The organism is Streptomyces deserti (assembly GCF_054782695.1).
The window spans coordinates 335,268-362,121 of the sequence record NZ_BAAGRZ010000003.1 but is presented as its reverse complement, the minus strand read 5'-3'; the positions used below and the strand labels follow the sequence as shown (position 1 = coordinate 362,121).

23 protein-coding genes and 1 pseudogene are annotated in these 26,854 nt (G+C 72.7%); 6 read left to right on the top strand and 18 right to left on the bottom strand.

Annotated elements, in window-relative coordinates:
* Positions 1-21: 21 nt before the first annotated feature.
* Complete coding sequence (locus ACYVMZ_RS09905; RefSeq protein ID WP_461077734.1) at positions 22-2,109, bottom strand: SpoIIE family protein phosphatase; 2,088 nt, start codon at positions 2,107-2,109, stop codon at positions 22-24.
* Positions 2,110-2,492: 383 nt separating this feature from the next.
* On the opposite strand from ACYVMZ_RS09905, the gene ACYVMZ_RS09900 reads away from it, so the two are divergent.
* The gene (locus ACYVMZ_RS09900; protein ID WP_461077732.1) at positions 2,493-3,914 is read left to right on the top strand and encodes a lipase maturation factor family protein; all 1,422 of its coding nucleotides are present in this window, start codon (positions 2,493-2,495) and stop codon (positions 3,912-3,914) included.
* Here ACYVMZ_RS09900 and ACYVMZ_RS09895 read toward each other — a convergent pair.
* The 8 genes from ACYVMZ_RS09895 to ACYVMZ_RS09860 are packed head-to-tail and all read right to left on the bottom strand — an operon-like array spanning position 3,902 to position 11,775.
* Positions 3,902-4,759, bottom strand: coding sequence for an amidohydrolase family protein (locus ACYVMZ_RS09895; RefSeq protein WP_461077730.1), 858 nt, complete (start codon positions 4,757-4,759; stop codon positions 3,902-3,904). The two genes, ACYVMZ_RS09900 and ACYVMZ_RS09895, sit on opposite strands and share 13 nt — an antisense overlap.
* Entirely contained in the window at positions 4,741-5,058 is a 318-nt protein-coding gene (locus ACYVMZ_RS09890; RefSeq protein ID WP_461077728.1) for an L-rhamnose mutarotase, read from the bottom strand. The genes ACYVMZ_RS09895 and ACYVMZ_RS09890 overlap by 19 nt, the downstream gene beginning before the upstream one ends.
* 10 nt (positions 5,059-5,068) lie before the next feature.
* Positions 5,069-6,055: an aldo/keto reductase gene (locus tag ACYVMZ_RS09885; protein WP_461077726.1), complete on the bottom strand. Its 987-nt coding sequence runs from the start codon at positions 6,053-6,055 to the stop codon at positions 5,069-5,071.
* Positions 6,052-6,810, bottom strand: a complete 759-nt coding sequence (locus ACYVMZ_RS09880) for an SDR family NAD(P)-dependent oxidoreductase (RefSeq protein WP_461077724.1) — start codon at positions 6,808-6,810, stop codon at positions 6,052-6,054. Before ACYVMZ_RS09880 ends, ACYVMZ_RS09885 begins: the two co-directional genes overlap by 4 nt.
* Complete coding sequence (locus ACYVMZ_RS09875; protein ID WP_461077722.1) at positions 6,807-8,147, bottom strand: L-fuconate dehydratase; 1,341 nt, start codon at positions 8,145-8,147, stop codon at positions 6,807-6,809. The genes ACYVMZ_RS09880 and ACYVMZ_RS09875 overlap by 4 nt, the downstream gene beginning before the upstream one ends.
* Before the next feature lie 37 nt (positions 8,148-8,184).
* Positions 8,185-9,213, bottom strand: a complete 1,029-nt coding sequence (locus ACYVMZ_RS09870) for an ABC transporter permease (protein WP_461077720.1) — start codon at positions 9,211-9,213, stop codon at positions 8,185-8,187.
* Positions 9,206-10,696, bottom strand: a complete 1,491-nt coding sequence (locus tag ACYVMZ_RS09865; RefSeq protein ID WP_461077718.1) for a sugar ABC transporter ATP-binding protein — start codon at positions 10,694-10,696, stop codon at positions 9,206-9,208. Before ACYVMZ_RS09865 ends, ACYVMZ_RS09870 begins: the two co-directional genes overlap by 8 nt.
* An 8-nt stretch (positions 10,697-10,704) precedes the next feature.
* On the bottom strand, positions 10,705-11,775 hold the full coding sequence (locus tag ACYVMZ_RS09860; protein ID WP_461077716.1) for a sugar ABC transporter substrate-binding protein: 1,071 nt from the start codon (positions 11,773-11,775) through the stop codon (positions 10,705-10,707).
* Positions 11,776-11,940: 165 nt separating this feature from the next.
* Between ACYVMZ_RS09860 and ACYVMZ_RS09855 the strand changes: the two genes are divergently transcribed.
* The gene (locus tag ACYVMZ_RS09855; protein WP_461077714.1) at positions 11,941-12,642 is read left to right on the top strand and encodes a FadR/GntR family transcriptional regulator; all 702 of its coding nucleotides are present in this window, start codon (positions 11,941-11,943) and stop codon (positions 12,640-12,642) included.
* Between the two features lie 73 nt (positions 12,643-12,715).
* On the opposite strand, the pseudogene ACYVMZ_RS09850 reads toward ACYVMZ_RS09855, so the two are convergent.
* A pseudogene (locus ACYVMZ_RS09850) lies at positions 12,716-12,871 on the bottom strand (flavin reductase family protein); the annotation flags it as partial.
* Positions 12,872-13,073: 202 nt separating this feature from the next.
* Between ACYVMZ_RS09850 and ACYVMZ_RS09845 the strand changes: the two are divergent.
* Together ACYVMZ_RS09845 and ACYVMZ_RS09840 are read left to right on the top strand one after the other, a co-directional pair.
* Positions 13,074-14,105: an alpha/beta hydrolase family protein gene (locus ACYVMZ_RS09845; RefSeq protein WP_461077712.1), complete on the top strand. Its 1,032-nt coding sequence runs from the start codon at positions 13,074-13,076 to the stop codon at positions 14,103-14,105.
* 165 nt (positions 14,106-14,270) lie between these two features.
* Positions 14,271-15,614, top strand: a complete 1,344-nt coding sequence (locus tag ACYVMZ_RS09840) for an amidase (RefSeq protein WP_461077710.1) — start codon at positions 14,271-14,273, stop codon at positions 15,612-15,614.
* A gap of 53 nt (positions 15,615-15,667) precedes the next feature.
* Here the strand turns inward: ACYVMZ_RS09840 and ACYVMZ_RS09835 are convergent, their stop codons facing one another.
* Together ACYVMZ_RS09835 and ACYVMZ_RS09830 are read right to left on the bottom strand one after the other, a co-directional pair.
* Positions 15,668-16,150 (bottom strand): GNAT family N-acetyltransferase, encoded by a 483-nt coding sequence (locus tag ACYVMZ_RS09835; protein ID WP_461077708.1) that lies wholly within the window; start codon positions 16,148-16,150, stop codon positions 15,668-15,670.
* 54 nt (positions 16,151-16,204) lie between these two features.
* On the bottom strand, positions 16,205-16,378 hold the full coding sequence (locus ACYVMZ_RS09830; RefSeq protein WP_184826938.1) for a hypothetical protein: 174 nt from the start codon (positions 16,376-16,378) through the stop codon (positions 16,205-16,207).
* Between the two features lie 460 nt (positions 16,379-16,838).
* Here ACYVMZ_RS09830 and ACYVMZ_RS09825 point away from each other — a divergent pair, with 460 nt between their 5' ends.
* Entirely contained in the window at positions 16,839-17,285 is a 447-nt protein-coding gene (locus ACYVMZ_RS09825; protein WP_461077705.1) for a hypothetical protein, read from the top strand.
* Positions 17,286-17,392: 107 nt separating this feature from the next.
* Here the strand turns inward: ACYVMZ_RS09825 and ACYVMZ_RS09820 are convergent, their stop codons facing one another.
* The 5 genes from ACYVMZ_RS09820 to ACYVMZ_RS09800 all read right to left on the bottom strand — a co-directional run bounded on the left by ACYVMZ_RS09820 (position 17,393) and on the right by ACYVMZ_RS09800 (position 23,871).
* A complete protein-coding gene (locus tag ACYVMZ_RS09820; protein WP_461077703.1) occupies positions 17,393-18,877 on the bottom strand; it encodes an SDR family NAD(P)-dependent oxidoreductase in 1,485 nt (494 codons plus the stop codon).
* A gap of 105 nt (positions 18,878-18,982) precedes the next feature.
* Positions 18,983-20,386, bottom strand: a complete 1,404-nt coding sequence (locus ACYVMZ_RS09815; protein WP_461077701.1) for a wax ester/triacylglycerol synthase family O-acyltransferase — start codon at positions 20,384-20,386, stop codon at positions 18,983-18,985.
* A 248-nt stretch (positions 20,387-20,634) separates the two neighbouring features.
* Positions 20,635-21,855, bottom strand: a complete 1,221-nt coding sequence (glgC, locus tag ACYVMZ_RS09810) for a glucose-1-phosphate adenylyltransferase (protein WP_461077699.1) — start codon at positions 21,853-21,855, stop codon at positions 20,635-20,637.
* 51 nt (positions 21,856-21,906) lie between these two features.
* Positions 21,907-23,058: a glycogen synthase gene (gene glgA, locus ACYVMZ_RS09805; protein WP_461077697.1), complete on the bottom strand. Its 1,152-nt coding sequence runs from the start codon at positions 23,056-23,058 to the stop codon at positions 21,907-21,909.
* A 39-nt stretch (positions 23,059-23,097) separates the two neighbouring features.
* Entirely contained in the window at positions 23,098-23,871 is a 774-nt protein-coding gene (locus ACYVMZ_RS09800; protein WP_461077695.1) for a (2Fe-2S)-binding protein, read from the bottom strand.
* A gap of 209 nt (positions 23,872-24,080) precedes the next feature.
* On the opposite strand from ACYVMZ_RS09800, the gene ACYVMZ_RS09795 reads away from it, so the two are divergent.
* Positions 24,081-25,403 carry a DMT family transporter gene (locus ACYVMZ_RS09795; RefSeq protein ID WP_461077693.1) on the top strand — a complete coding sequence of 441 codons (1,323 nt, stop codon included), beginning with the start codon at positions 24,081-24,083 and terminating at the stop codon, positions 25,401-25,403.
* Here ACYVMZ_RS09795 and ACYVMZ_RS09790 read toward each other — a convergent pair.
* Entirely contained in the window at positions 25,393-26,658 is a 1,266-nt protein-coding gene (locus ACYVMZ_RS09790; protein WP_461077691.1) for a transglycosylase family protein, read from the bottom strand. The two genes, ACYVMZ_RS09795 and ACYVMZ_RS09790, sit on opposite strands and share 11 nt — an antisense overlap.
* Positions 26,659-26,854 lie beyond the last annotated feature (196 nt).

Sequence of the window (26,854 nt, the reverse complement as noted above, 5' to 3'; positions counted from 1 at the left end):
CCGGTCGCGTCCCGTCGCTGCTCAGTCCCCGTTCGGCACCACGAACTCGCACCAGACGCACTTGCCGCCGCCGCGGGCCTCCACGCCCCACACGTCCGTGAGCAGCTCGACGAGGAGCAGGCCCCGGCCGGAGACGCCCGACTCGCCCGCCTCGCGGCGGCGCGGCAGGGCGCTGGAGGAGTCCTCGACCTCCACGCGCAGCCGGCGTTCGGAGCCGGTGAGGACCCTGAGGGTGACGACCGCGGAGCCCTCGGTGTGCATCAGGGCGTTGGTGATCAGCTCGTCGGCGGCGAGTTCGATCTCGTCGGCGCGGTCCCGGGCGCCCCAGGCGGAGACCGCGGCGCGGATCATGTGCCGGGCATCGGCGAGGGCCTCCGGGTCGCCGGGCACCACGTGCTGCTGGAGCCGGCCGCCGGGCTGCGCGGTGTCCGGGACCCGGCGGCGCAGCAGGAGCAGGGCCACGTCGTCGTCGCCGCCGCGCTCGGCGGCCACCTCGATGAGCAGGTCGGCGAGGTCCCGTGGGTCGTCGGGGCCGGCGGCGATGAGCGCCGTGAGGGTCTTCATGCCGTCGTCGAGGTCGGCGCCGGGCTGCTCGACCAGGCCGTCGGTGCACAGCAGCAGGGTGGTGCCCGGGTCGAGCTCGACGGTGCTCACCGGGTAGTCGAGGCGCCCGAACTCCGCGGACAGGCCGAGCGGCAGCCCGCCGGCGACGGACACACGGCGGCAGGAGCCGTCGGTCTGCCGCACCAGCGGGTCGATGTGCCCGGCCCGGACCACCTGGACCACTCCGGTCGACAGGTCGGCCTCGGCGTACAGGCAGGTCGCGAAGCGGTCGGTGTCGAGTTCGTGGAGGAAGACGGAGGCCCGTGCCATCACGGTGGCCGGAGGGTGCCCCTCGGCGGCGTAGGCGCGCAGCACGATGCGGAGCTGGCCCATGACGGCGGCGGCGTGCGTGTCGTGTCCCTGGACGTCGCCGATGACGGCGCCGACGCGGCCGCCCGGGAGCGGGATCAGGTCGTACCAGTCGCCGCCGATGTCCCGGCCGAGGGAGCCGCCGATGGTGGCGGAGCGGTAGCGGACGGCCACGTCGGCACCGGGCACGCTGGGGATGGTGCGCGGCAGCATGGCCTGCTGCAGGCTCTGCGCGAGGTCGATCTCCTGTTCGTAGAGCATGGCCCGTTGCAGGCTCTGCGCGATGCTGCTGCCGAGGGCGAGGAGGACGTTGCGGTCCTCGGGCGAGAAGCCGCGCCGGTCGCTGTAGAGCAGGCCGATCGCGCCGATGGGCCGGGCCTGGGCGATCAGCGGCATGTAGGCGGCCGAGTTGATGTTGAGGTCGGTGATGTGCGGCCACAGGATCGGGTAGCACCGCGCGAACTCCTCGGGCGACTCGATGAACCGCGGCCTGAGGGTCCGTACGACCTCGCTCATCGGGTAGGGCTCGTCGATCCGGGTGACCCGCGTGCCGGGGACGAAGCTGCCCGCGGGGCCCTCGGCGACCAGCCGGATGCGGCCCGCCTCGACCAGGCCCATGACGAGGCTGGTGGCGCCCAGGTGGGTGAGGCCGTGGGTGTCCTTGAGGACGTCGATGACGTCGTCCACGGTGCGGGCGTGGGCGAGGGCGGCGGTGGTGAGCTGTACGACGTTGGTCTGCCGGCGGCGGGCCTCGTCCTGCGCGGCCTGTTCGCGGCGGCCCTCGCTCTCGGCGAGTTCCTGGGTGGCGTCCCGGACGATGCCGATGATGCGGCGGGGCCGGCCGGTCTCGTCGCGCCGGATGTAGCCCTGGGTGTGGGTCCAGCGCAGGGTGCCGTCGCGGCAGCGGATGCGGAAGTAGGCGCCGTAGTTCTCGCTGCCGTCCTTCAGGGCCTGGGAGACCGCCGCGTCCAGGCGCCGGGCCTCGCCCGGCGGGACCCGCATCGCCAGGGTCTCGGGGTGCTCGTCGTACTCGTCGGGGCGCACGTCGAAGACCTCGTGGGCCTGGGCGTCCATCTGCATGAGGCCGGTGTCCAGGTCCCAGTCGAAGCTGCCCATGCGGTTGAGCGCCAGAACCGGGTCCGGGTGGGCGGGCCAGTCGTCCGGGAGAGACAGGGCGCTCGCTCCCCGATCAGCCATGGGCCCACCTTGCCAGGATTCGTCCGATTCTTCGACTGGTATGCAGGGACGTTATCTTCCCTCAGTTGTCAAAGACGCCGGTGGGGCTGCCGAAGATGCCCCCGGCGGCCGGGGCGTCGCGTTCGGGTGGCGGGGGACGGGGTAGCCGTGGAGTCCGTGAAGGGGTCCGCCCCTGGGCCGCGTCCGGCGGGAGGAAGAGCTCTCCGCCGGAGCCCGTGGCGTCGCCGGCGGCCTCGGCGCCGCAGCCGGTGACGAGGAGCGCCGCCGGCTGCGCGTAGGCCGGTACGAGGGTTCCGGTAGGGGTCCGCGTCTCTCCCTCCCACCCCGCATCGGGCGATCAGCCCCTGTTGTCTGCTTCACTCAGGAGGGAGGAGCGCCGGCCCGTGGACTGGTTCACCGCGTCCGACTACTGGCTGACCCGGCTGGTCTTCCAGCGGGGTCTCGCCGTCCTGTACCTGGTCGCGTTCCTGACGGCGGCGCTGCAGTTCCGCGCGCTGATCGGGGAGCGCGGCATGCTGCCGGTGCCCCGGTTCGTCGAGCGGGTGCCGTTCAAGCAGGCGCCGAGCCTGTTCCAGCTGCACTACTCGGACCGCTTCTTCGCGGCCTGCGCCTGGGCGGGCTGCGCGGTGTCGGCGGCGCTGGTCGCGGGGCTCGACTCGCTCCTGCCGCTGTGGGGGGCCATGCTGCTGTGGCTGGTGCCGTGGGTGCTGTACCTGTCGATCGTCAACGTCGGGCAGACCTGGTACTCGTTCGGCTGGGAGTCCCTGCTGCTGGAGGTCGGTTTCCTCGCCGTCTTCCTCGGCAACGACGAGGTGGCCCCGCCAGTCGTGGTGCTCTTCCTCCTGCGGTGGATCCTGTTCCGCGTCGAGTTCGGCGCGGGCCTGATCAAGATGCGCGGCGACGAGTGCTGGCGGAAGCTGACCTGCCTGGACCACCACCACGAGACCCAGCCGATGCCGGGCCCGCTGAGCTGGTTCTTCCACCATCTGCCCAAGCCGCTGCACCGCGTCGAGGTGGCCGCGAACCACTTCACCCAACTCGTGGTGCCGTTCCTGCTCTTCGCCCCGCAGCCCGTCGCCACGGCCGCCGCCTCGCTGATGATCGCCACCCAGCTCTGGCTGGTGCTCTCGGGCAACTTCTCCTGGCTGAACTGGATCACGATCGTGCTGGCCCTGTCGGCGGTGCGATTCCCGGCGGATCCGCCGAGCCTGCCCGACGCCCCGCTGTGGTACGTGGTCGTGGTCCTCGCGGTCGCCGCGCTGCTCGTGGCCCTGAGCTACCACCCGGTCCGCAACATGCTCTCCCGCCGCCAGGTCATGAACCGCTCCTTCGACCCGCTGCACCTGGTCAACACCTACGGCGCGTTCGGCAGCGTCAGCCGGATCCGCTACGAGGTGGTCATCGAGGGCACCGCGGACGACGTGCCGCGCGAGGACTCCGACTGGCGGGAGTACGAGTTCAAGGGCAAGCCGGGCGATCCGCGCCGCTGGCCGCGCCAGTACGCGCCGTACCATCTGCGGCTGGACTGGCTGATGTGGTTCGCCGCGCTCTCCCCCGCCTACGCCGGGGCGTGGTTCGGCGCCCTGGTGGAACGCCTCCTGGAGAACGACCGCGACACGCTGAAGCTGCTGCGCCGCTCCCCGTTCCCGCCGGACGAGCCTCCGCGCTACATCCGCGCCCGCCTGTTCCGCTACCGCTACACGACCTGGCGGGAGCTGCGGGAGACGGGCGCGTGCTGGGAGCGGACGTACGTACGGGAGTACCTGCCGCCGACCCGGCTGGCCGGGGTCGTTCAGAGGTCGTAGACGCGGGTGGCGGTGGCGGCGCGGACCTGGGTGCGCTCGGAGTCGCTGAGCGAGCCGGTCAGTTCCTCCGCCGTCACGAGCACGTCACCGTACGTCGCCGCCAGGGTGCACACCGGCCAGTCCGAGCCGAACATCAGCCGGGCGGGACCGAAGGCGTCCAGCACGACGTCCGCGTACGGGCGCAGGTCGTCGACGGTCCAGGAGGCGGGGTCGGCCTCGGTGACCAGGCCGGAGAGCTTGCAGACAGTGTTGGGCAGGGCGGCGAGGGCGCGCAGGTCCGAGGCCCAGGGTTCGAGCTCGCCCGAGGAGATGGGCGGCTTGCCCGCGTGGTCGAGGACGAAGGTGAGGCCGGGCAGGGAGGCCGCCGCCTCGGCACAGGCGGGCAGTTGGTGCGGCAGGACGACCAGGTCGTAGACCAGTCCGGCGTCGGCGACGGCGCTCAGGCCCCGGCGTACGTCGGGCCGCAGCAGCCACTCGGGGTCCTTCTCGCCCTGGACCTGGTGGCGGATGCCCTTGAGGTACCGGCCGCCGGGGAGTTCCCGCAGCCGGGCGAGCTCGTCGGCGACGTCCGGGCGGGTGAGGTCGGTCCAGCCGACCACGCCCGCGACCAGCTCGTGTGCGTCGGCCAGGGCCAGGAACTCCGGGGTCTCCTCGGGCACGGTGATCGTCTGGACCAGGACGGTGCGGTCGACCCCGGCCGCGCGTGCCTCGGGTTCGAGGTCGGTGAGCGTGAAGGTGCGCCTGAGCGGCCGGAGTTCGGGGCCCCTGATCCAGTCCTGGTCGCGGACGGTGAGGTCCCACACGTGGTGGTGCGCGTCGACGACGGTCACGACGGCAGCTCCCATACGACGGGCAGGCCCGCGTCGGCTCCCGCGCCGGAGTAGTCGTGCACGACGTCCAGCAGCTCGGCCATGCGGGCTTGCCAGGCGACGTTGACCGGCAGTTTCTCCAGCTCGGCGAGGAGACGGCCGTAGTCCTCGCACTCCAGGACGTGGAACAGGTCGCTGCCGCTGCGCCAGATCGTCCACGACGTGGCCCCGGCGGCGCGGATCGCGCGGGTGAGCTCCTTCGGCACCTCGCGGTGGGCGGCCTCGTACTCGGCGATCCGGTCGGGCCGGACCTTGGTGTGCAGGGCGACTCTCATGACGACTCCATTACGACGGCTCCTCGGCGGGCACGGGGGCGTCGGCGGGCAGCAGGCCCTTGTCCCGCAGTTCCTGCCAGAGGGCGGCGGGCACCGGTGCCGCGAACTGGTGCGCGCAGTCGCGGACTTCGTGCGCCGAACGCGCGCCGACGAGGACGCTCGCGACGGCCGGGTGGGCGGCGCAGAAGGCCAGGGCGGCGGCGCGCAGGGTGGTGCCGTGCCGGTCGGCGACCGACTTCAGCCGCAGGGCGCGGTGGAGCAACTCGGTCGGGGCGGCGGTGTAGTTGTACGTCGCCCCGGGTCTGGGGTCGGCGAGCAGGCCGGAGTTGAAGGCGCCGCCGATGACGACCGACACCCCGCGTTCATCCGCTGCGGGCAGCAGTTCGGTCAGCGCGCTCTGGTCGAGCAGGGTGTAGCGGCCGGCGCACAGCACCACGTCGACGTCGGTGTCGCGGACGAAGCGGGTGAGCATCTCCGCCTGGTTCATGCCGGCGCCGATCGCGCCGACCACGCCCTCGGAGCGCAGCTTCTCCAGGGCCGGATAGCCCTCGCGGAAGGCCTGCTCCGGGTGGTCGTCGGGGTCGTGCAGGTAGACGACGTCGACGCGGTCGAGGCCGAGCCGCTCCAGGCTGGCCTCCAGGGTGCGTCGTACGCCGTCGGCGCTGAAGTCCCACACCCGGCGGTGGGTGGCCCGTACGGCGAAGCCGTTGGCGAGGTCGTCGCCCGTGCCGTCGGAGGGTTCCAGGCGGCGGCCCACCTTGGTGGAGATCGTGTACGCCGTACGAGGGTGCCGGCGCAGGGCCGCGCCGAGGCGGCGTTCGGACAGGCCGAGGCCGTAGTGCGGCGCGGTGTCGAAGTAGCGGATGCCCCGCTGCCAGGCGGCGTCCACGGCCGCGTGCGCCTGTTCCTCGCCGACCTCGGTGTACAGGTTGCCGATCCCGGCGGCGCCGAAGGAGAGGGCGCTGACCTCGACGCCGCTGCGGCCGAGCCGGTTCACGGCCGGGCCGCCGGGCGCAGTCGCAGGCCCTGCATGCCGCCGTCGACGGCCAGGGCCGTGCCGGTGGTGGCGCCGGACAGGGGACTGGCGAGGTACGCGATCGCACCCGCGACCTCGGCGGCGCTCACGAGGCGGCCGGTGGGCTGGCGGGCCTCCAAGGCGGCGCGTTCGGCGGCGGGGTCGGGGGCCGCGTCGAGCAGGCGGCCGACCCAGGGGGTGTCCGCGGTGCCGGGGTTGACGCAGTTGACGCGGATGCCCTCGCGGACGTGGTCGGCGGCCATGGCGAGGGTGAGGGAGTACACGGCGCCCTTGGTCGCGCTGTACAGGGCGCGCTGCGGCAGGCCCGCGGTGGCCGCGACGGAGCAGGTGTTGACGATCGCGGCGTGGGCGGAGGCGCGCAGGTGCGGCAGGCAGGCGCGGGCCGTGCGCACCATGCCGAGGACGTTGACGTCGAAGACACGGTGCCACTCGTCGTCGGGGTTGTCCTCGACGGTGCCCTGGGCGCCGATGCCCGCGTTGTTGACCAGGATGTCGAGTCCGCCGAGACCGGCGACCGCGGCCGCCACGGCCTCGCGTACGGACGTGTCGTCGGTGACGTCGGCGCGGTACGCCAGGAGCGGCTTGTCGACATCCGACGGGTCGAGGTCGAGGACGGCGACCTGGGCGCCGCGCTCGGCCAGGAGGTCCGCGGTGGCCCGGCCGATGCCGGAGGCGCCGCCTGTCACCAGGGCCCTGAGGCCCTCGAAGTCGCTCATACCGCCTGCTCTCCCTTCCGGTCGAGGTCGGCGGCCCAGAAGGTGCCGCCGGGGTAGGTGTACCGCGCGATCGACTCGGGCCGCATGGCCGCCGAGAAGCCCGGCGCGGTGGGTGCCGTGTAGTGACCTTCGCGGATGACCACCGGGTCGAGGAAGTGGTCGTGCAGATGGTCGACGTACTCGATGACGCGGTCCTCGGTGGTGCCGGAGAGGGCCACGTAGTCGAACATCGACAGGTGCTGGACGAGTTCGCACAGGCCGACGCCGCCGGCGTGCGGGCAGACCGGGACGCCGAACTTGGCCGCCAGCAGCAGGATCGCCAGGTTCTCGGGGACACCGCCGACGCGGGCCGCGTCGATCTGGACGACGTCGACGGCGCCGGCCTGGAGGAGCTGCTTGAAGACGATCCGGTTGTGCACGTGCTCGCCGGTGGCGACCTTCACCGGGGCGACGGCCCGGCGGATCGCGGCGTGGCCGAGCACGTCGTCGGGGCTGGTGGGCTCCTCGATCCAGTACGGGTCGAACTCGGCGAGCGCCTTCGTCCAGCGGATCGCCTCGTCGACGTCCCAGCGCTGGTTGGCGTCGATGGCCAGGCGCACGCCGGGGCCGACGACCGCGCGGGCGACCCGGCAGCGGCGCAGGTCGTCGTCGAGGTCCGCGCCGACCTTGAGCTTGATCTGCGTGAAGCCGTCGGCGACGGCCCGGGCGGCGAGCCGGGTCAGCTTGTCGTCGCCGTAACCGAGCCAGCCGGGCGAGGTGGTGTAGGCGGGGTAGCCGCGTGCCAGCAGCCGGGCGGTGCGCTCCTTCGCGCTTTCCCGGCCCCGGCGCAGGAGGGTCAGCGCCTCCTCGGGGGTGAGGGCGTCCGTGAGGTAGCGGAAGTCGACCTGGCGTACGAGCCATTCGGGTTCGGCCTCGGCGAGCAGCCGCCACAGTGGCTTGTCGGCGCGCTTGGCGGCCAAGTCCCACACGGCGTTGACGACCGCGCCGACCGCCATGTGCATCACGCCCTTCTCCGGGCCGAGCCAGCGCAACTGGCTGTCGCCGATCAGGTCGCGGTTCAGGGTGGACGGGTCGGCGCACAGCTCGTCCACGGACCGCCCCACCACGTGTCCCCGCAGTGCCTCGATCGCGGCGACCTGCACCTCGTTCCCGCGCCCGATGGTGAAGGCGAACCCGTGCCCCTCGTGGCCGTCGGCGGCGTCGGTGCGCAGGACGACGTACGCGGCCGAGTAGTCGGGGTCCGGGTTCATCGCGTCGGAGCCGTCGAGCTCGCGCGAGGTCGGGAAGCGGATGTCGTAGGTGTCGACCGCGGTGATGCGGACGGGCGTCGGGGACACGGAGGGCCTTTCGGTCGGTTGCGGGGACGGGGCGGGGTCAGTCCTGGGCGCGGCCCGTGGTGACACGGGCGATCATGAGGGCGACCAGGATGATCCCGCCATAGATGGCCTGGATCCAGAAGGAGGGCACCTGGGCGAGGGTGAGCAGGTTCTGCACGACTCCCAGGAGCAGGACGCCGGTCAGGGCGCCGAACATGCTGCCCTTGCCACCGTCGAGGCTGATGCCGCCGATGACGGCCGCCGCGAACACGGTGAAGATCATGTTCTGGCCCTGGTTGGCGCTGATCGCCCCGACGTATCCGGTCTGCATGATCCCGCCCACCGCGGCGAGCATGCCCGCGACGACGAACACGCCGAGCATGACGCGTTCGACGCGGATGCCCGCCGCCCGGGCCGCCTCCGCGTTGCCGCCGATGGCGTACAGCGCGCGCCCGACGCGGTGGTACTTCAGCACCAGTCCGGCGACGGCGAAGGCGACGGCCGCGAGCCACACGGACAGCGGGACGGTCAGGAAGGTGGTGGTCGCCAGGGAGTAGAAGCTGTCGGGCATGCCGAACAGCGTCTTGCCCTTGGTCGCGCCGACCAGCAGGCCGCGCAGCACGATCAGCATCGCGAGCGTCACGATGAACGCGTTGAGCCGGAACTTCACGACGAGGACGCCGTTGAAGGCGCCGACGGCCGCGCCCGCCACGACGATGGCCGACAGGGCCAGTGCCGCGGGGAGTTCGGTGCCCCAGCCGGACTGGGCGACGGGCAGCACGAGGAGCGCTCCGACGGCGGGCGAGATGCCGACGACCGACTCCAGGGACAGGTCGAACCTGCCGGTGATCAGCACCAGCGACTCGGCGAGCACGACCATCGCGAGGGCCGCGGAGGCGCCGAGGATGGAGATCAGGTTGCGCTCGGTGAGGAACGAGTCGTTGACCACCGTGCCGAGCACCATGAGCAGCAACAGGGCGGGCAGGAGGGCCAGTTCGCGGGCGCGGCGCAGGATGACGGCTTTGGCGGCGCGCTGGTCGGGGGCCCGGAGGGGCGCGAGCGGCCGGGCCGTCTTGGTGTCAGCCATGGTCCACTCCTTCGATGGAGGCGATCAGCTCGTGGTCGCGCCAGCCCGCCGCGTGCTCGGCGACGACCCGGCCGTGGAAGAGGACGAGGACGCGGTCGCAGCGCCTGAGGTCGTCGAGTTCGTCGGAGACGACGAGCACGGCGGTGCCGTCCTCGCGGGCCCGGTCCACGCGGGCCAGCAGGGACTCCTTGGACTTCACGTCCACGCCCGCGGTGGGGTTGATGAGGACGAGCAGGTGGGGGTCGGAGGCGAGGGCGCGGGCCATGACGACCTTCTGCGCGTTGCCGCCGGACAGGTCGGAGACGGGCTGCTCGGGGCCCTCGGTGTGGATGTCGAGGCGTTCGATCAGCTCGGTGGCGAAGCCGCGTCTGCGGTCGGTGGCGACGAAGCCGAAGCGTCCGAGCCGGTCGAGGACGCTCAAGGTGGCGTTGTCGCCGACGGTCATGCCGGCGACCAGGCCCTGGTCGTGCCGGTCGCGGGGCACACAGGCGACCCCGGCCTCGAGCGCGGCCCGCACGTCGCCGAACGGGAGCCCGGCGCCGTCGAGTCGGGCCGTGCCCCGCGTCGGTGTGTGCAGCCCGGCGAGGGATTCGGCGAGCTCGGTCTTCCCGCTGGCACTGGATCCGGCGAGCCCGACGACCTCACCCCGACGGACGGTCAGGTCGATGTCCTCGTACGCCTGGGAGGTCAGGCCCCGCACGTCGAGGACGACCGGGGCGGCGGCGTCAACAGCCCCGCCGTGCCGGTCCCGTTCGGCGATCGCCTCCCCGGCCATGGCCTCCACCAGCGCCTGACGGGGCAGTTCGGCGACCGGCGCCGTGGTGATCCAGCGGGCGTCCCTGAGGACCGTGACGGTCTGGCAGACCTCGTACACCTCCTGGAGGTGGTGCGAGATGAACAGGAAGGTGACGCCCGACTCCTGCAGCGCGCGCATCCGCGTGAACAGCCGCTCGATCCCGCGGCTGTCGAGCTGGGCGGTGGGTTCGTCGAGGACGATGAAGCGGGCGCCGAAGCTGAGCGCCCGGGCGATCTCCACCATCTGCCGGTCCTCGACCTTGAGGTCGGCGGTGCGTGCCTCGGGGTCGACGCGCACGTCCCAGGTGGCGAGGAGGTCGGCCGCCTGCGACCTCAGCCTGCGCCAGCTGATGAACCCGCGGTGCAGCGGCTGCCGGTTGATGAACAGGTTCTCGGCGACCGTCAACTCCGGGACCACCGTGGGGTGCTGGTAGACGCAGGCCACCTTGCGGCGCCAGGCGTCCCGGTCGGCGAGCGGCGGCGCGGGGTCGCCGTCGAAGCGGACGGTGCCCTCGTCGGGTGCCTGGAGGCCGGTGAGGATGGTCACCAGGGTGGACTTGCCGGCACCGTTGCGGCCGACCAGGGCGTGGGACTCGCCCGGCAGCACGGCGAGCCGGCCGTCGGCGAGGGCGGTGGTGGGGCCGTAGCGTTTGACGATGCCCCGCGCTTCGACGAGTGGTGTGCTCATGGCCGTCGTCATCCGACCGTGTTGCCCCAGAGCTTGGGGTCGTCGACGTTGTCCTTCGTCACCAGCGGCGCGGGCAGCTGGTCCTCGAGGATGCCGCTGGGCAGCTTCACGATGGTCGAGTCGTGGTCGGTGGGGCCGGGCTCGAACGTCTTCCCCTCCATCGCGGCCTTGATGTAGTACATGCCGTACCTGGCGTAGGCGTCGGCGGGCTGCGAGACGGTCGCGTCGATCTCGCCCCTGCGGATGGCGTCGAACTCCTGCGGAATGCCGTCGTTGGAGACGATGGTGATGTGGCCGGGCTGACCGGCCTTCTTCAACATCCCCTTCGACTTGAGGGTCTGGAGCGTCGGAGCGAGGTAGACGCCCCCCGCCTGCAGGTAGATGCCCTTGATGTCGGGGTTGGCGTTGAGGAGGGTGTCCAGCTTGGCGGCCGCGGTGTCGGACTCCCACTTGGCGGGGATCTCCAGGACCTTCAGCTTCGGGAAGTTCTTCGTCACGCAGGAGCGGAACGCCTCGGAGCGGTCGCGGCCGTTGACCGAGGCGAGGTCGCCCATGATCTGCACGACCTTGCCGGAGGAGATGCGCTCGCCGAGGTACTGGCACGCCTTCTCGCCGTACGCCACGTTGTTCGCGCGGACCACCATCGCGACCTTGCCCTTGTCGGGGGCCACGTCCACGGCGACGACCGGCACACCCTTGCGTTCGGCCTGGTCGAGGCCGGCCTCGATGGCGGCGCTGTCCAGCGGGGCGACGACCAGGCCCTTCACGCCCTGGTTGAGCTGGTTGTTGATGTCGGTGATCTGCTGCGAGGGATCGCTGTTGGAGTTGACCGTCTTCAGCGCGTCGACGCCTTCGGCCTTCGCCATCTTCGGCACGTAGTCGTTGTACGACTGCCAGAACGGCGAGGTCAGCAGGGGCAGGATCACCCCGACCTTGCCGGTGCCACCGCCGCCGGCGCTGGAGGCGCCGGTGTCCTTGGTGCTGCCGCACGCGGCGAGCAGCAGCGAGGCACCGGCGGCCACGGCCGCCACGCCCACGATCCGGGACCTGTTCCGCTTCCTCAACGTTCTGCCGGGCATCGGGTGGCTCCTCATTGAGCTGGGTTCGAGCAGATGCCCGCATACTTATCAGACCACTCCCGGGAGAGAACACCCTTCGGAGGCACATTTTCCCGCCTCTGGCTCATAGTGGTCGGACCACTTGACTGGCTAGACTGCGGCGCACCTGGTGACTGGAGGAGTGGCGTGGACGAGACAGCCCCGCAGAAGGGCACCGTGACGCAGCGCGCCATCGAGCGGATCAAGGCGATGATCGCCGAGGGCCGGCTGGAGCCGGGCCAGCGGCTGCCGACCGAGCGGGACCTGGCCGTGCAGCTCGGCATCTCGCGCAGTTCGATGCGGGAGGCGATCCGGGCGCTCACGGTGCTCGGCGTGCTGGAGGCGCGGCACGGCTCGGGCATCTACGTCACGCAGCTGGAGGCCGGCGATCTGCTGGAGACGTTCGGGGTCGTGGCCGACCTGTCCCGGGGCCCGCGCCTGGTCGAACTGCTGGAGGTGCGGCGCGTCCTGGAGTCGACGGCGACCGCGCTGGCCGCCGCCCGCATCACCCCGGACCAGCTGGCCGAGGTCGAGAAACACCTGGCGGCGATGAACGCCACCGACGACCCCGAGGAGATCCTCGCCCACGACCTGGCCTTCCACCGCGAGATCGCGGTCGCCGCCGGGAACGACACCATGGCCGCGATCCTGGAGGGCCTGTCCTCCCGCACGTTCCGCGCCCGCGTCTGGCGTGGCTACCAGGAGGAGGGCGCCTTCGCCCGTACCCGCCGCGAACACGCCGCGATCCACCGCGCCCTGGCCGCCCGCGACCCGGAGGCGGCCCGGGCGGCGGCGGCCGCGCACGTGGGAGAGGTGGAGGAGTGGCTGCGGGCGCAGCTCGGGGAATGAGCGGGGGCCGGGCGGCGGGCCGGTCGTGTGTGTCGGGGCGTGAGAGGTACCTAGCGTGCCCCGCCGCACTCCTCGCCGTCTCGGAACGGAAGCCGTGCCCGGCCTCGGGAGCCAGACCGTGACAGTGGCGGAAGGTGCAGATGAGTGGACTCCACAGCGCCGGGTCGACGTGATCCGTGCCCGGCACGACGATGCGTTCGTCGGCGTGGACGCGGAGCACCTCGCACTCACGCAGTCCTGGCTGGTCGCCCGTGGGGGGAATGGGGAGAACACCCGCGTCGTCAGGGTGACGGACCAGGGCCGCGACGCCCTGCGTCTGCACCTGCGCCTCCCCGACGACGCGCTGACCGCCGGCTGACGGCCGACCACCGGCCCTTGCACCGGCCCCGGCCCGGCCCGGCCCAGCCCGGCCCCGGACGATAATGGATCGCATGCGCCTTCGGGGCACCGCCTGTGCCGTCGCCGGACTGCTGCTGATCGCCGCGATCGGCTGCACCGGCGGCGCGAACGACGCCGCGCCGGCACCGTCCTCACCCTCGGCCCGGGCCGAGGACAGGAGCCCCGGCGTGACCCCTTCCCCCGCCCCTTCGCCAGTCGACCCCGTGTCGATCCCGGCCCTCATCCAGCGCGAGCACAGCGGCTCCGGCCTGCGCCTCGGCGCGGTACTCGACCGCACGTCCGCCTACACCCGATACGCGGTGACGTACGAGGCCAATGGCCTGACGATCTCGGGGATCATGAACATCCCCCAGGGCAGGGGACCGTTCCCGGCCCTCGTGCTGGCCCACGGGTACATCGACCCGGACGTCTACCGGTCCGGTCAGGGCATGCCCCGGGAACAGGATCTCCTGGCCCGTGCGGGGTACGCCGTCCTGCACACCGACTACCGCAACCACGCCGGCTCCGACAAGGACCCGGACAACGACGTGAACCTGCGCCTCGGCTACACCGAGGACGTCATCGGTGCCGTGCTGGCCCTGCGCTCCTCCGGGCGTCCGGAGATCGACGGTGACCGGATCGGCCTGCTGGGCCGGTCGATGGGGGGCGGTGTCGTGTACAACACGCTGGTCGTGGCGCCCGGTCTGGTCGACGCCGCAGTGGTGTTCGCGCCGGTCAGCGCGCGCCCGCACGAGAACGTCGACCACTTCCAGCGCCGCGAGGGCGACCCGGTGGCCGCCGAGATCGACGCCGAGCACGGCACCCCCGAGGAGAACCCGGACTTCTGGCGGGAGGTCTCCCCACTCACCTACGTCGACCGGGTGACCGAGCCCCTGCTGATCCACCACGGCACCGCCGACGACACGTGCCCGCTGGCCTGGTCGCGGCGGACCGCCGCCGCGTTCGAGGCCGCGGGCAAGGACGTCGACCTGCGCACGTACGACGGTGAGGGGCACACCTTCGGCCCGCGCTGGCGGGACTCCATGGCGGCCACGACGGCGTTCTTCGAGCGGCACCTGCGCTGAGGCCCCGGGCCCGGCCGGGATGCACCGGGGACGCGCCCGTACCGCCGCGGGCGATCTCGACGCCGGGCTCCGGGAGGTGCACAGTTCTCCCTACGTACTCGCCGGTACGCCGTATACCTACTCGCCGGGGCCCCGTCCCGTGCATCGCACCCCGAGGAGTCTGCCGTGACCAAGTGGGTCGGCCGCCCCGCCGCCGAAACAGCCGTCGCCGTGCGCGAGAAGCAGGTCTCGCCGCGGGAGGTGGTCGCCGAGCACCTCGCCCGGATCGAGCGACTGGACGGCCGGGTCGGGGCCTTCCGCACGGTACGGGCCGAGGCCGCGCTGGCCGAGGCCGACGCGGTGGCCGCCCGCAGCGATCTCGCCGAACTGCCCCTGGCCGGGGTGCCCGTGGCGGTCAAGGACAACCTCGCCGTGCGCGGAGAGTCCGTCCGCCTCGGCACGGCCGCGACCCCGGACACACCGGCCGAGGCGGACCACGTCACCGTGGCCCGGCTGCGGGCGGCGGGCGCGGTGGTCGTCGGCCTGACGAACGTTCCGGAGCTGTGCGTCTTCGGCACCACGGAGGGCGTCCTCGGCACCGCCCGCAACCCGTGGGACCTGACCCGCACGGCGGGAGGTTCGTCGGGCGGCAGCGCGGCCGCGGTCGCCGCCGGGATGGTGCCGATCGCCGTGGGCAACGACGGCATGGGCTCCCTGCGCATCCCTGCCGCCAACTGCGGCCTGGTCACCATCAAGCCGGGCCACGGGGTGATACCGGCGGGCATCAGCGACGGCGACTGGTTCGGCATGTCCGAGAACGGGCCGCTGGCCACGACGGTCGAGGACGCACGCCTGGTGTTCTCGGTCCTCGCCGGACCCGAGCCCGTGCGCACCCCCGAGCCGGGGCCGCGCCGGATCGCCGTCTCCCTGCGCAGCCCGCTGGCCGGTGTCACCGTCAGCAGACCGTACGCGGCGGCCGTCCGTGCGGCGGCCGGGGCGCTGATGAAGGCGGGTCACCTGGTGCGCCGCGCCGACCCGCCGTACCCGGCGTCGCTGGGCATGACCGCGCTGGCCCACTGGACGGCGGGCACGGCCGTGGACGCCGAGGGCCTCGACCCGCGCCGGCTGACGCGCCGCACCCGGACGCATGCTGCCGTGGGCCGGCGCTTCGTACGCGGGGTGCGCACCGGCCGGAGCCGCGAGCAGTTGCGCCGGCGGCTGGAGCCGTTCTTCGCCGAGTACGACGTGCTGCTGACACCGGCGCTGGCCCGCCGCTCCCCCCAGGCGGCGCCCTGGCACGAGCGGGGCTGGCTGCGCAACGTGGCGGCCAACTCCGCCTACTCGCCGTTCACACCGCCGTGGAACCTGACCGGCTGGCCCGCGATGTCGGTCCCCTGCGGCACGCTCCCCTCCGGCGCGCCCTGCGCCGTACAACTCGTGGGGCGCCCGGGGACGGAGGCGGAACTGCTGGAACTGGCGGCGCAGTTGGAGCGGCGCAACCCGTGGCGGCGGACGGCACCCCTGGAGTAGTCCGGACGCAGGCCGCCGCTGCGCCGCGCCTCCGGCCCGGCTCCTGAACGTGGCTACAGCGCCCGGTACATGATGTGCAGCCCCACCCGCCCGTGCCGGGGGTGCTCGTACGCCTCCGGCACGGTGCCGAGGATCGTGAAGCCGAGGGAGAGCCACAGCCGCACGGCCGGGTTGGTCTCGACGACGGCGTTGAACACCATCCCCCGGTATCCCGCGGCGCGGGCCTCGCGCAGGACGTGTTCGGCCAGGGCGCGGCCGATGCCGCGGCCGCCCCGGTCGGGGTCGACCATGAAGCCCGCGTTGGCGGTGCGGGCGGCGGGGCCGCCGTAGTTCGGGGTGAGGTAGGCGGAGGCGACGACCGCTCCGGTGTCGTCCTCGACGACGTACACACGTTTCGCCGGGTTCATCCACAGGACCCGGGCCTCCTCCTCGGAGGTGCCCGGGTCCCAGGTGTAGGTTTCGCCCGCGGCGACGATGCGGTGCCAGATGGGCCAGATGCGCGGCCAGTCGTCAGCCGCAGCTTCCCTGATCAGCATGGGCGTGAGTCTCGCACGCCCGTACGTCCGACGATCGCGAAGGGGGTCTGCGGGTCAGTCGACGCTGGGCAGGATGTGGGGCTCGGCGAGGTCGTCCTCGTAGCCCGCCAGGCGGATCGGGGCCGACCTGGCCCACACGTCGAGGCTGCCCAGTTCCCCGGGCCGGCGGCCCGCGCGCTCCGGGCGTTCCTTGGGGCGCTGTTCGCGATTCGTCTTCTCCGGTGTCACCGCGCACTCCTTATGTGTCGGTCACCCTCGGGACAGTTCGGCCCAGTGTCCGGCTGGTGCCTGGCGTCCGCTCGGGTCTGCTTCAAAGGCGGTTCGGACGCGGTGGCGCCGGCAACTCGTGTGAGATCAGGCCGTGGTGAACCGGCGTGTCCCATGACGGACCGTGGGTGTGGGTTGGACCCCGTGTGCTGTCCGTCCGCTCCAGATTAACCAAATGAGCGCGGGTCCGCTCGATGGGGCTGAAAACAAGGGGTAACGATCGCGCGTCAGCCCGTAGACCCCCTGTCATACTGTGTACTCACTTGTCACACGATTGGCGATTTGAGGAACGCTCGCTCGGACCGCCGGGGCACGGCACCTCGATGAGGTGGTTGCGCAGTTCAAGTGCCGTTGGCCGAGCCGCAAGCTCGCCATGATCTGCTGCCGTACCGCAACGGCTGTCTCGCGGGAGGACTGACGCATGGAGCTGCGCAGCGTCGAGGAGCTGATGGACCTGCTGTACGCCTGCCGGGGCACGCGGGACCTGACGGACCGCGGCATCCCGGTCGACCTGTACGACCACGCCCTGCGCACGGCCGCGCTGCTGCGCCGCCGCCGTCCCGCCGACAAGGAGCTCCAGGTGGCGGGCCTGGTGCGACCCGTCGGGCGGCTGTTGTGGCCCGGCGACCCGGCCGAACGCGCCGACCACGCCGCCGACGCGGTACGGGCCCTGCTCGGCGAACGGGTCTCCCGCCTCGTCCGCCGGCTCCCCCGGCACGACACCCCGGCCGACGACGACCTGCTCACCCTGCGCCAGGCGGACGAGGAGGCCCGCACGGCCGGGTTCGACGCCGGGGTCCTGGAGGACTGGCGCACGGTGCTGGAACTCCTGGCCGCCCGCAACTCGCACCTCGGCGCTGTCGACTGACGATCCGTCATGGGACCGCGTGAGGGCCGGACGAGCACCGGATGGCCGCCGGGCTGCCGCTCCGCCGCGACGCCGTCCCTGCTACGGACCCGACAGGCCCCGGGCCCTCACCACTTGCCCGGCGCGTAGTCCTTCAGGAAGACGCCGTACAGGTCCTCGCCCGCCTCGCCGCGCACGATCGGGTCGTATACGCGGGCCGCGCCGTCCACCAGGTCGAGCGGGGCGTGGAAGCCGGCCTCGGCGAGGCGGACCTTGTCGGGGTGGGGGCGTTCGTCGGTGATCCAGCCGGTGTCGACGGCCGTCATCAGGATGCGGTCCTTCTCGAACATCTCCTGGGCGCTGGTGCGCGTGAGCATGTTCAGGGCGGCCTTGGCCATGTTGGTGTGCGGGTGACCGGCGCCCTTGTAGCCGCGGGCGAAGACGCCCTCCATGGCGGAGACGTTCACGATGTACGTACGGCGGGCCGGGGAGGCCGCCATCGCCGCGCGCAGGCGGCTGATCAGGAGGAACGGCGCCGTCGAGTTGCACAGCTGGACCTCCAGCAGCTCGACCGGCGTGACCTCCTCGACCGTCTGCACCCAGCTGTTGGTGTCGTGCAGGTCGGGGACCAGCCCGCCCGCGTCGATCGCCGTACCGGCGGCGATGCGTTCCAGGGAGGCCGAGCCGGAGACCAGGGCGAGGTCGGTGACGTCCTGCGCGGTGAGCGCGCCGCCTCCGGCGACGGGGAGTGCGGCGACCGCGCCCGAGCCGAAGGTGCCGATCACCTCGGCGGCGGGCAGTTCACCGGCGGGCAGCGGGGCGGACTCGGCGGCCAGCAGCTCGCTGTAGGCCTGCGGGGAGCGCCGTACGGTCTGGGCCGCGTTGTTGATCAGGATGTCGAGCGGGCCCGCGGCGGCCACCGAGTCGGCGAGGGCGACGACCTGGGCCGGGTCGCGCAGGTCGATGCCGACGATCTTCAGGCGGTCGATCCACTCGTCGCTGTCCGGCTGGGCCTTGAAGCGGCGGATGGCGTCGTTCGGGAAGCGGGTCGTGATGGTGGTGTGCGCGCCGTCGCGCAGCAGCCGCAGCGCGATGTACATGCCGATCTTGGCGCGGCCGCCGGTGAGCAGCGCCCGCTTGCCGGTGAGGTCGGTCCGGGCGTCGCGCCTGGCCCGGTTCTCGGCGGCGCACTTCTGGCAGAGCTGGTGGTAGAAGTAGTCGACCTCGACGTAGCGGGTCTTGCAGATGTAGCAGGAGCGCGGGCGCTGGAGTACCCCCGCGATCGTGCCGGGCTCGACGCGGGACGAGGGCAGGACGCCCTCGGTCTCGTCGTCGATGCGCTGGGCGGAGCCGGTCGCGGTGGCCTCCGTGACCGCCCGGTCGTGGGCGGTCTTGGCGGCCCGGCGCTCCTGGCGGCGGCGCTGCTTGACGGTGCGGTAGATGTGCGAGGTGGCCCGCCGCACCTTGATCGCGTCGGGGTGGTCGACGTCCAGCTTGTCGAGTTCCTCGAGCACGCTGAGGCAGACGGCCAGGCGCTCCGGGTCGATGCCGGGTCCGTACGAAGGCGCAACCACCTCGTCCGTGGCCTGCGGGCCGTCCTCTGTCACCGTCATCGCCGCTGTCGTTCCCTGCTCTGCTGTCGCGGCGCTCCTTGTCGCGCCCGCTTTCGAACGGGGCATTCTACGGAGCGCCGGGCCGCACCGCCAAAACGGCGACGATCACGGTCCGCAGGCGGTGATCAGCGTCTCCACCTCCTCGGACAGCGCGGCGGCGAGCCGGTCGAGGTCCGGTACGGCCTTCCCGTCGGCGACGAGCCCGTAGTGGACGTGCCCGCGGTACGTCGAGACCGCCACCGCCAGGGACTGGCCGCGGGCCAGCGGGGCGAACGGGAACACCGCGGTGAGCGGGTGCCCGCCGAGCTTCATGCCGAAGCTGGGCAGCGGCACGCTGGTGACCAGGATGTCGAACCAGAGGCGGGCGGCCTGCCCGACCAGGGGCCCGCCGAGCCGGTGGCCGAGCGCCGGGACGTGGTCGGCGAGCAGGGCGACGGCGCCCGCGCCCCGGCCCGGGCCCGCGTCCTTGTTGCGGTCCATGGCCGTGCGGACCGTGTTCAGGCGCCCCAGCGGGTCCGGGTCGTCGACGGGGAGCCGTATCAAGTAGCCGGAGAGCCGGTTGCCCTGCGGGTGCGCGGTGCGCGGGCGGCGCTTGGAGACGGGGATGAGGGCGCGGGGCGCGACGCCCTCGCTGCTCTCGCCGCGCTCGTCGAGCCAGCGGCGCAGGGCGCCCGCGACGACCGCGATCAGGACGTCGTTGACGGTGCCGCCCTCGCTCTTGCGGACGCGGTGCACGTCGTCGAGGTCGAGGGCGACGCCGGCGGTACGGCGGGTGCCGCTGGGCTCGCAGCTGAGCGCCGGCGTGGAGCGCACGTCCAGGGAGGAGCGGGCGACGGAGGCGCCGATGTCCAGGGCGCGGCCCACGTCGGACAGGGCACCGCGGACCAACCCGGGCAGTCTGCGCACGTCCGGCAGCAGGCCGCGCGGCGGCTCGGCGGGGCGGGGCCGGGGCGCGGGCATGTCCATCGGGTCCAGGACGGCGGCGGCCAGCGTCAGCGCCCGCAGGCCGTCGGCCAGCGCGTGGTGGAACTTGAACAGCACGGCGAAGGAGACGCCGTCCTCCCCCGGCAGCACGTGGGCCTCCCACGGCGGCCGGCCGCGCTCCAGCGGGCGGCCCATGAGCCGGCCCGCCACCGCGTGGAAGTCGGCGGTCGGGGCGTGCAGCCGGACGTGGTTGAGGGGATCGAAGTCCGGGTCGGGCTCGCGGGCCGCGCCGCCGAAGGCGAGCGGCTGCCGCAGGGCGGCGGCCAGCGGCTCCCGCAGGGCCGAGAGGGGCCGCTTGAGGGCCGTCAGCGGCTGCTGGACGTCGAGCGGCTGCCAGACGTCCCGGATGCGCATGCGCAGTCCGGGTACGGCGGCGGCGCGGGCCGCGAGAAGGTCCGCCGCGTGGGCACCCGCGGTGGGCGAGTGGGTCGAGAAGACCCCGAGCGCGCCGAGGTGCATGGGGTGTTCGGCGGACTCGATGTTCCAGAACGCCAGGTCGAGTGGAGCGAGCAGGTCAGAAGTCAATGGCTTGCCTCGCGTCGACGACGGGTGGGCCAGCAGTCAATCGCCCAAGGCCGATTACGGTCAAGTACGATCAGGCTACGCACAGTTAATAGCAGATTAAGTCCCGCCCCTGCGAAAGGGGCGGGACTCATGGTGCATATGAGGTCACTTCAGCACAGGTTGCGTCGCCGGGCCTCCCGTGCGAGTCACCCGGGAGGCGTCACATCGTCAGACGCGGGATCGCGCGACGGTCACGAGACCTGCGTCGGTCACGGGACCCGCTGTCCCTTTCCCAGCGCGATCACGCCGCCCTTGGACACCGTGTACAGCTCCGCGTCCCGCTCCGGGTTGACGCCGATCGCCGCGCCCGGCGGCACCTCGACGTTCTTGTCGAGGATGGCGCCGCGCACCACCGCGCCCCGGCCGATGTGCACGTTGTCGTGCAGCACCGAGCCCTGGACCACGGCTCCCGGGTCGACCACGACACCGGGCGACAGCACGGACCGCGTGACCTGCCCGCGGATGAGGCAGCCCGCGCTGATGATGGACTCGCTGGCGATGCCTCCGGCGTTGAAGCGGGCCGGCGAGAGTTGGTAGGAGTGCGTGTAGATGGGCCAGCTGCGGTTGTAGAGGTTGAAGGCGGGGCGCTCGGCGATGAGGTCCATGTGGGCGTCGTAGTAGGCGTCGAGGGTGCCGACGTCCCGCCAGTAGCCCTGGTCGCGGGTGGTCTCGCCGGGCACGTGGTTGGAGCTGAAGTCGTACAGGGCGGCCTCGCCCCGGTCGGTGAGCTGGGGCAGGATCGAGCCGCCCATGTCGTGCACGGAGTGCTCGTCCTCGGCGTCCCGCTGGAGCGCCTCGATCAGGGCCTTGGTGGTGAAGATGTAGTTCCCCATGGAGGCGAACACGCACTCGGGGTCGTCGGCCAGGCCCGGCGGGTCCGCGGGCTTCTCCAGGAAGCGCTCCACCGTCTGGCCGTCCGAGCCGGGGGTGATCACGCCGAAGGCCGAGGACTCCGTGCGCGGGACCCGGATCCCGGCCACCGTCACGCCCGCCCCGCTGTCGATGTGCTGGGCGAGCATCTGTCGCGGGTCCATGCGGTAGACGTGGTCGGCGCCGAACACCGCCACGTACTCGGGCCGTTCGTCGTAGATCAGGTTCAGCGACTGCAGGATCGCGTCCGCGCTGCCCAGGTACCAGCGGGGGCCGAGGCGCTGCTGGGCGGGGACCGGCGTGACGTAGTTGCCGAGCAGGCTGGACATCCGCCAGGTGGTGGTGATGTGCCGGTCCAGCGAGTGCGACTTGTACTGCGTCAGGACGCAGATGCGCAGGATGTCGCCGTTGACGAGGTTGGACAACACGAAGTCGACGAGGCGGTACGTGCCGCCGAAGGTGACCGCGGGTTTGGCGCGGTCCGCGGTCAGGGGCATCAGACGTTTGCCCTCTCCGCCGGCCAGCACGATTCCCAGGACCGAAGGACCACCACGCCGCATGGCCGCTCCCCTCACGCCGATTTCCCCATGCCTGCCCGTGAGCTGGGCGGACTAAGCCTGTTTGAGGATCTCCTCGTACAGCCGGACCGTGCGGCGGGCCACCGCGTCCCAGCCGAACTCGCCGACCGCCCGCTCCCGCCCGGCCTCACCCATCTCCCGCGCGCCCTGCGGGTCGCCGAGGACGGCGTCCAGGGCCCGCGCGAGGCCCGCCTCGAAGTCGTCGTCCACGGGCACGAGCACCCCTGTCCTTCCGTCGTCCACGACCTCCGGGATGCCGCCGACCTTCGACGCCACGACGGGGGTGCCGCAGGCCATCGCCTCCAGGTTGACGATGCCGAGCGGCTCGTACACCGACGGGCAGACGAACACGGCGGCGTGGGTGAGCAGCTGGATCACCTCCGGGCGCGGCAGCATCTGCGGGATCCAGTGCACCCCCTCGCGGACACGGCTCAGCTCCTGGTAGAGCTCGCGGAACTCCTGGTCGATCTCGGGCGTGTCCGGGGCGCCCGCGCACAGCACGACCTGCGCGGCCGGGTCGATGTCCCGCACGGCACGCAGCAGGTGCGGCACGCCCTTCTGACGGGTGATGCGGCCGACGAACAGCACGTACGGGCGGGAGCGGTCGAGGCCGATCCGGTCCAGGGCGTCGGTGCCGTGGTCGGGCCGGTAGAGGGTGGTGTCGATGCCGTTGTGGATGACGTGGACACGCTCCGGGTCCAGCGCCGGGTAGCAGGCGAGGATGTCCTCGCGCATGGCGCCGGAGACCGCGATCACCCCGTCGGCGGCCTCGATCGCGGTGCGCTCCGCCCAGCCGGACAGGGCGTAGCCGCCGCCGAGCTGCTCGGCCTTCCAGGGGCGCAGGGGCTCCAGGGAGTGGGCGGTCATCACATGCGGGATGCCGTACAGCAGCTTGGCGAGGTGGCCGCCGAGGTTGGCGTACCACGTGTGGGAGTGGACCAGTTCGCGGCCCTCCAGGGCGGCGGCCATGGCGAGGTCCACGGAGAAGGTGCGCAGCGCGTCGTTGGAGCCGTCGAGCGCGGACCAGGGCCGGTGGCGCAGCACCCCGTCGGTGCGGCCCTCACCCCAGCAGTGCACGTCCAGGTCCACGAGCGGCCTCAGCTCGCGGGCGAGGAACTCGACATGGACACCCGCGCCGCCGTAAACGTCCGGGGGGAACTCCCGGGTCAGCAGTCCCACTCGCACCCGGAACCCCCTGACTGAAGTGGCTGGTTCCCTTCATGGTCACCCAGATGTGGCTCTTGGGGAAGAGCGCGGGGGTCGTGGGAAGCAACAGTCACCGCAGACACCGCCGCCGGGCACGCGGTAGTAGAGGCAGCAGCTGCGGCGCCGGAAGGCGGTGCCGGTCAGGGTTCCCGTCCCGTCCAGCAAGGGATGGCCGAGGAGTTCCGCGGTCAGCGAGCGGGCCCGGGCGGCGACGTCCGTACGGCCGTTGCGCCGCGCCCAGCGGTCCAGCTCCCGGGCCGCGCCCGCCAGCGCGGAGGCCGCGTTGCCCCGCAGCAGGCCGGGCGCGAGGCGGTGGCGGGCGCGCAGGGCGGCGGCAAGGGGTTCCAGGTGGCCGTGCAGGACGGTGGCCATCAGGGTGTCCGCGTCTCCGGGCAGCGGACGGACCTCGGACAGCCACAGGTCGTCGGGGGCGCTGCCGTCCGGGTCCCAGCGCAGCAGCCGCGGGTCGAGGTCGGGCAGGCGGCCGTAGAGGACGGCGCAGCCCAGCCCCACCGACCACAGCCGGGCCGCGAGCCCCTGGTGGGCCACGGACGCCGCGACGCGCGCCTCGGGAGCGCGCAGGGCGGCCGCGACCTTCTCGACTCGGAACGTCAGGGGATCCCCGTGAACATCCGGTGCCGCCGCGCCGTACACCCGGGTGAGCGTGGGGAGGTGGCCGCGGCCGTGCGGTCCTCCCGCCGTACGGACGGCCGTGCGCAGGACGAAGAAGCCGCCGAGCGGGCGAAGGGCGGCGAGATCGGGGTCGAGGTCCACGAACAGCAGTAGTACCAAGCCCCCTAGGGGATGCGACCCGGGGGTCTGCGCCGGGTGTGCCCACCCAGGGGATGACGGGGCTGCCGTCGTACTCCATCGGCAGTAGGACCTATTGCGTGCTCAGGGACGACGACGGGAAGCGCTCGGCACGGGATCGTGTTGGTTATGAAAGCCGACCGTTCGCCGCGCCGGGTCCAGCGCCCCCGCCTCCCGCAGAGGAGCAGCCGATGAGCGCCCTCGCGTTTTCCGTGCTGCTGTCGCTCGTCTCCGCGGTCGCCTACGCGGGCGGGGCGATCGTGCAGGAGCGGGTCGCGGTGTCCTCCCCCGGCGGGCAGTACGCCCCGCTGCGCCGGCCGGCCTGGTGGGTCGCGCTCGCGCTCAACGGCCTCGGCGGACTGCTGCACGTGGTGGCGCTCGCCTACGGTCCGCTGAGCGTGGTCCAGCCGCTGGGCGCGCTGACCATCGTGTTCGCCCTGCCCATGGCGGCCCTGTTCGTCGGCCGCAAGGCGGGCAACACGGCCTGGCGAGGCGCGATCATGGCGACGGTGGGCCTCGCGGGGCTGCTGTCCCTGGTCGGCACGACCGAGACGCAGTCGCTGGACACCGCCCAGCGGGTGGTGGTCGGCCTGGTCACGGCCGGTGTGGTCGTGACGTTGATGATCGCGGGCCGGGCCGCGCACCGGCACCCGGCGGTGCGCAGCATCCTGCTGGCGACGGCGTCCGGCATCGCCTTCGGCATGTCCTCGGTGTTCACCAAGACGGTGACGGTCGACTGGATCGGCGGGATGTCGGCGGCGGACCTGCCGTCCCTGGCCGCGATCGGCGTGTTCGCCATCGCGGGCGTGCTGCTGTCGCAGGCCTCCTACCAGGGCGCCGGCCTCGCGGCTCCGCTGGCCACGCTGACGGTCGTGAACCCGGTGGTGGCGGCGGTGGTCGGCATCACGATGTTCGGGGAGACCTTCCGCTACGGCACCACGGGCACCGCGCTCGCCCTGAGCTGCGGTGTGGTGGCGGCCGGCGGACTGATCCTGCTGACGACGGAGCGGCTGGCGCAGGAGCAGCCGGAGGGTGTGCCGACCCGGGCGGCGGCTGCCCGGACGGCCGTGGCGGGTCCCACCCCCGACGGCTCGGACGCCCTGCCGGAGATCGAGGTCACCGCTCCCGTGGCGGCGCGCACCCGGCCGGATACGGTCGGCGCCGCCCCGACGGGGGCGCGCGCCCTGCCGGACACCCTCGGCGTCGCCACCGTGGCGGCGACGCGCACCCTGCTGCCGGAGTCCGTGCCGGCGCCACGGTCCGCTGCGGCCGTCGAGTCCGTGCCGGCGGCGGAGTTGCCGGCCGAGGAGGTGCTCGCCGAGGATGCGCTCGCCGAGCTGCACGAGGACGTCCTCGTACCGGCGGCCGCGGTGCTGCCGGTCGCGCAGAGCCCGTACGAGGACGGGGGGCCGCCGGTTCCGGACGAACCCCCGTTCTCCTACGCCCCCTTCTACGGCGGCCCGTTCGTGCCGATGCCCGTCCTGGACCGGCGCCGCGTGCGCATCAAATCCTGACGCCGCCGGCCCGCAGGTATGCCACCGGGTCGATGTCCGTGCCGAAGCCGGGCCCCGTCCGCACCTCGAAGTGCAGATGCGGGCCCGAGCTGTTGCCGGTGGAGCCGGAGCGGCCGATGCGTTGCCCGGCGCCGACCGTCTGCCCGGTCTTCACGGAGATCGCCGACAGATGGGCGTACTGGCTGTAGCGGCCGTCCTGGTGCCGGATCACCACCTGGTAACCGAACGAGCCCTCCCAGCCGGCGCTGACCACGCTGCCCGCCGCGACCGACTTCACCGACGTGCCGGTGGGCACGGGGAAGTCGACGCCGGTGTGGTAGCCCTTCGACCAGGCGGAGCCCGCCTTGTGATAGGGCGTGCCCAGGGGGCCGCTGACGGGAGAGACGAGGGAGTGCCGGGGCGTCGTGTACCGGTCGGCGCGGTCCTTCTCACGGTTCGGGGAGGTCTTCCTCTCCCGCTCCGGAGACGTCTTCTTCTCCCGCTCCGGAGACGTCTTCTTCTCGCGCTCCGGAGCGGTCTTCTTCGACTTCGACGACGGCTTGGGCTTGGTGGCCGGCGGCTGGGGCGCCGGGCGCGTCGCCGTCGTCTCCTCGCCGCCCAGCTTCAGCCGCTGGCCGGGCAGGATCAGGTCGGGGTCGGACCCGATGGTCGTGCGGTTCGCGACGTACAGACCCCGCCATCCGCCGCGGACCCGCTGGTCGTCCGCGATGCCGGACAGGGTGTCGCCCCGGACCACCGTGTACATCTCGGTGCTGCCCGCCCGGGACTGCGGTGTGGTCTGCGGCTGCACGTCCGGGGCGGAGGTCCGGCCGGTCCTGGCCGCCTTGCCGCCGGTCTTCCTCTCCGTGCTCGCGGGCTGGATGTCGGGCGTGGCGCCGTCCCGCGTCAGCCCGGCCCGTACCGAGCACACCGGCCAGGCGCCGGGCCCCTGCCCGTCGAGCACCTTCTCCGCGACGGCGATCTGTTCGTCCTTGGTGGCCAGATCCGCGCGCGGCGCGTACCCCGTGCCGCCGTACGCCTCCCAGGTGGACTGGGTGAACTGCAGTCCGCCGTAGAACCCGTTGCCGGTGTTGATGCTCCAGTTGTTGCTCGACTCACAGGCGGCGACCTTGTCCCAGGTGTCCACGTCGGCCGCGTGCGCGGCGCCGGTGCCGATGAACGGGAGGGCCATTCCCGCACCGCCCGCCGTGACCGTGAGCGAGGCGCGGTTGATCCTGTTCGGCTGGTACCGGCGATGCCGGCCTCGTACGGCCATGAAGCCCCCCTCGGCATGCGTCAGGAGGGGCCAAAGTAAGCGCTGCGAACCGGCCAGGACAAGACGGCAATCAGCCGTACGGTCGCGCCAAGTGGCCGTGGCGCGGCGCTCGTTGCGCGTCGCGTGCGACGGCCGGACACCGCGTGCGCGGGCGGGCGTGGGCAACCTCACCGGCCGGACAGGACACGTCGGCTGA

Coding starts and splice junctions, on each gene's coding strand:
- ACYVMZ_RS09820 (WP_461077703.1), bottom strand. CDS start 18,877: ATGACGGTGACAGAGGACGGCCCGCAGGCCACGGACGAGGTGGTTGCG.
- ACYVMZ_RS09835 (WP_461077708.1), bottom strand. CDS start 16,150: ATGCTGATCAGGGAAGCTGCGGCTGACGACTGGCCGCGCATCTGGCCC.
- ACYVMZ_RS09890 (WP_461077728.1), bottom strand. CDS start 5,058: ATGAGAGTCGCCCTGCACACCAAGGTCCGGCCCGACCGGATCGCCGAG.
- ACYVMZ_RS09845 (WP_461077712.1), top strand. CDS start 13,074: ATGCGCCTTCGGGGCACCGCCTGTGCCGTCGCCGGACTGCTGCTGATC.
- ACYVMZ_RS09790 (WP_461077691.1), bottom strand. CDS start 26,658: ATGGCCGTACGAGGCCGGCATCGCCGGTACCAGCCGAACAGGATCAAC.
- ACYVMZ_RS09880 (WP_461077724.1), bottom strand. CDS start 6,810: ATGAGCGACTTCGAGGGCCTCAGGGCCCTGGTGACAGGCGGCGCCTCC.
- ACYVMZ_RS09865 (WP_461077718.1), bottom strand. CDS start 10,696: ATGAGCACACCACTCGTCGAAGCGCGGGGCATCGTCAAACGCTACGGC.
- ACYVMZ_RS09825 (WP_461077705.1), top strand. CDS start 16,839: ATGGAGCTGCGCAGCGTCGAGGAGCTGATGGACCTGCTGTACGCCTGC.
- ACYVMZ_RS09860 (WP_461077716.1), bottom strand. CDS start 11,775: ATGCCCGGCAGAACGTTGAGGAAGCGGAACAGGTCCCGGATCGTGGGC.
- ACYVMZ_RS09870 (WP_461077720.1), bottom strand. CDS start 9,213: ATGGCTGACACCAAGACGGCCCGGCCGCTCGCGCCCCTCCGGGCCCCC.
- ACYVMZ_RS09895 (WP_461077730.1), bottom strand. CDS start 4,759: ATGGGAGCTGCCGTCGTGACCGTCGTCGACGCGCACCACCACGTGTGG.
- ACYVMZ_RS09795 (WP_461077693.1), top strand. CDS start 24,081: ATGAGCGCCCTCGCGTTTTCCGTGCTGCTGTCGCTCGTCTCCGCGGTC.
- glgC (WP_461077699.1), bottom strand. CDS start 21,855: ATGCGGCGTGGTGGTCCTTCGGTCCTGGGAATCGTGCTGGCCGGCGGA.
- ACYVMZ_RS09905 (WP_461077734.1), bottom strand. CDS start 2,109: ATGGCTGATCGGGGAGCGAGCGCCCTGTCTCTCCCGGACGACTGGCCC.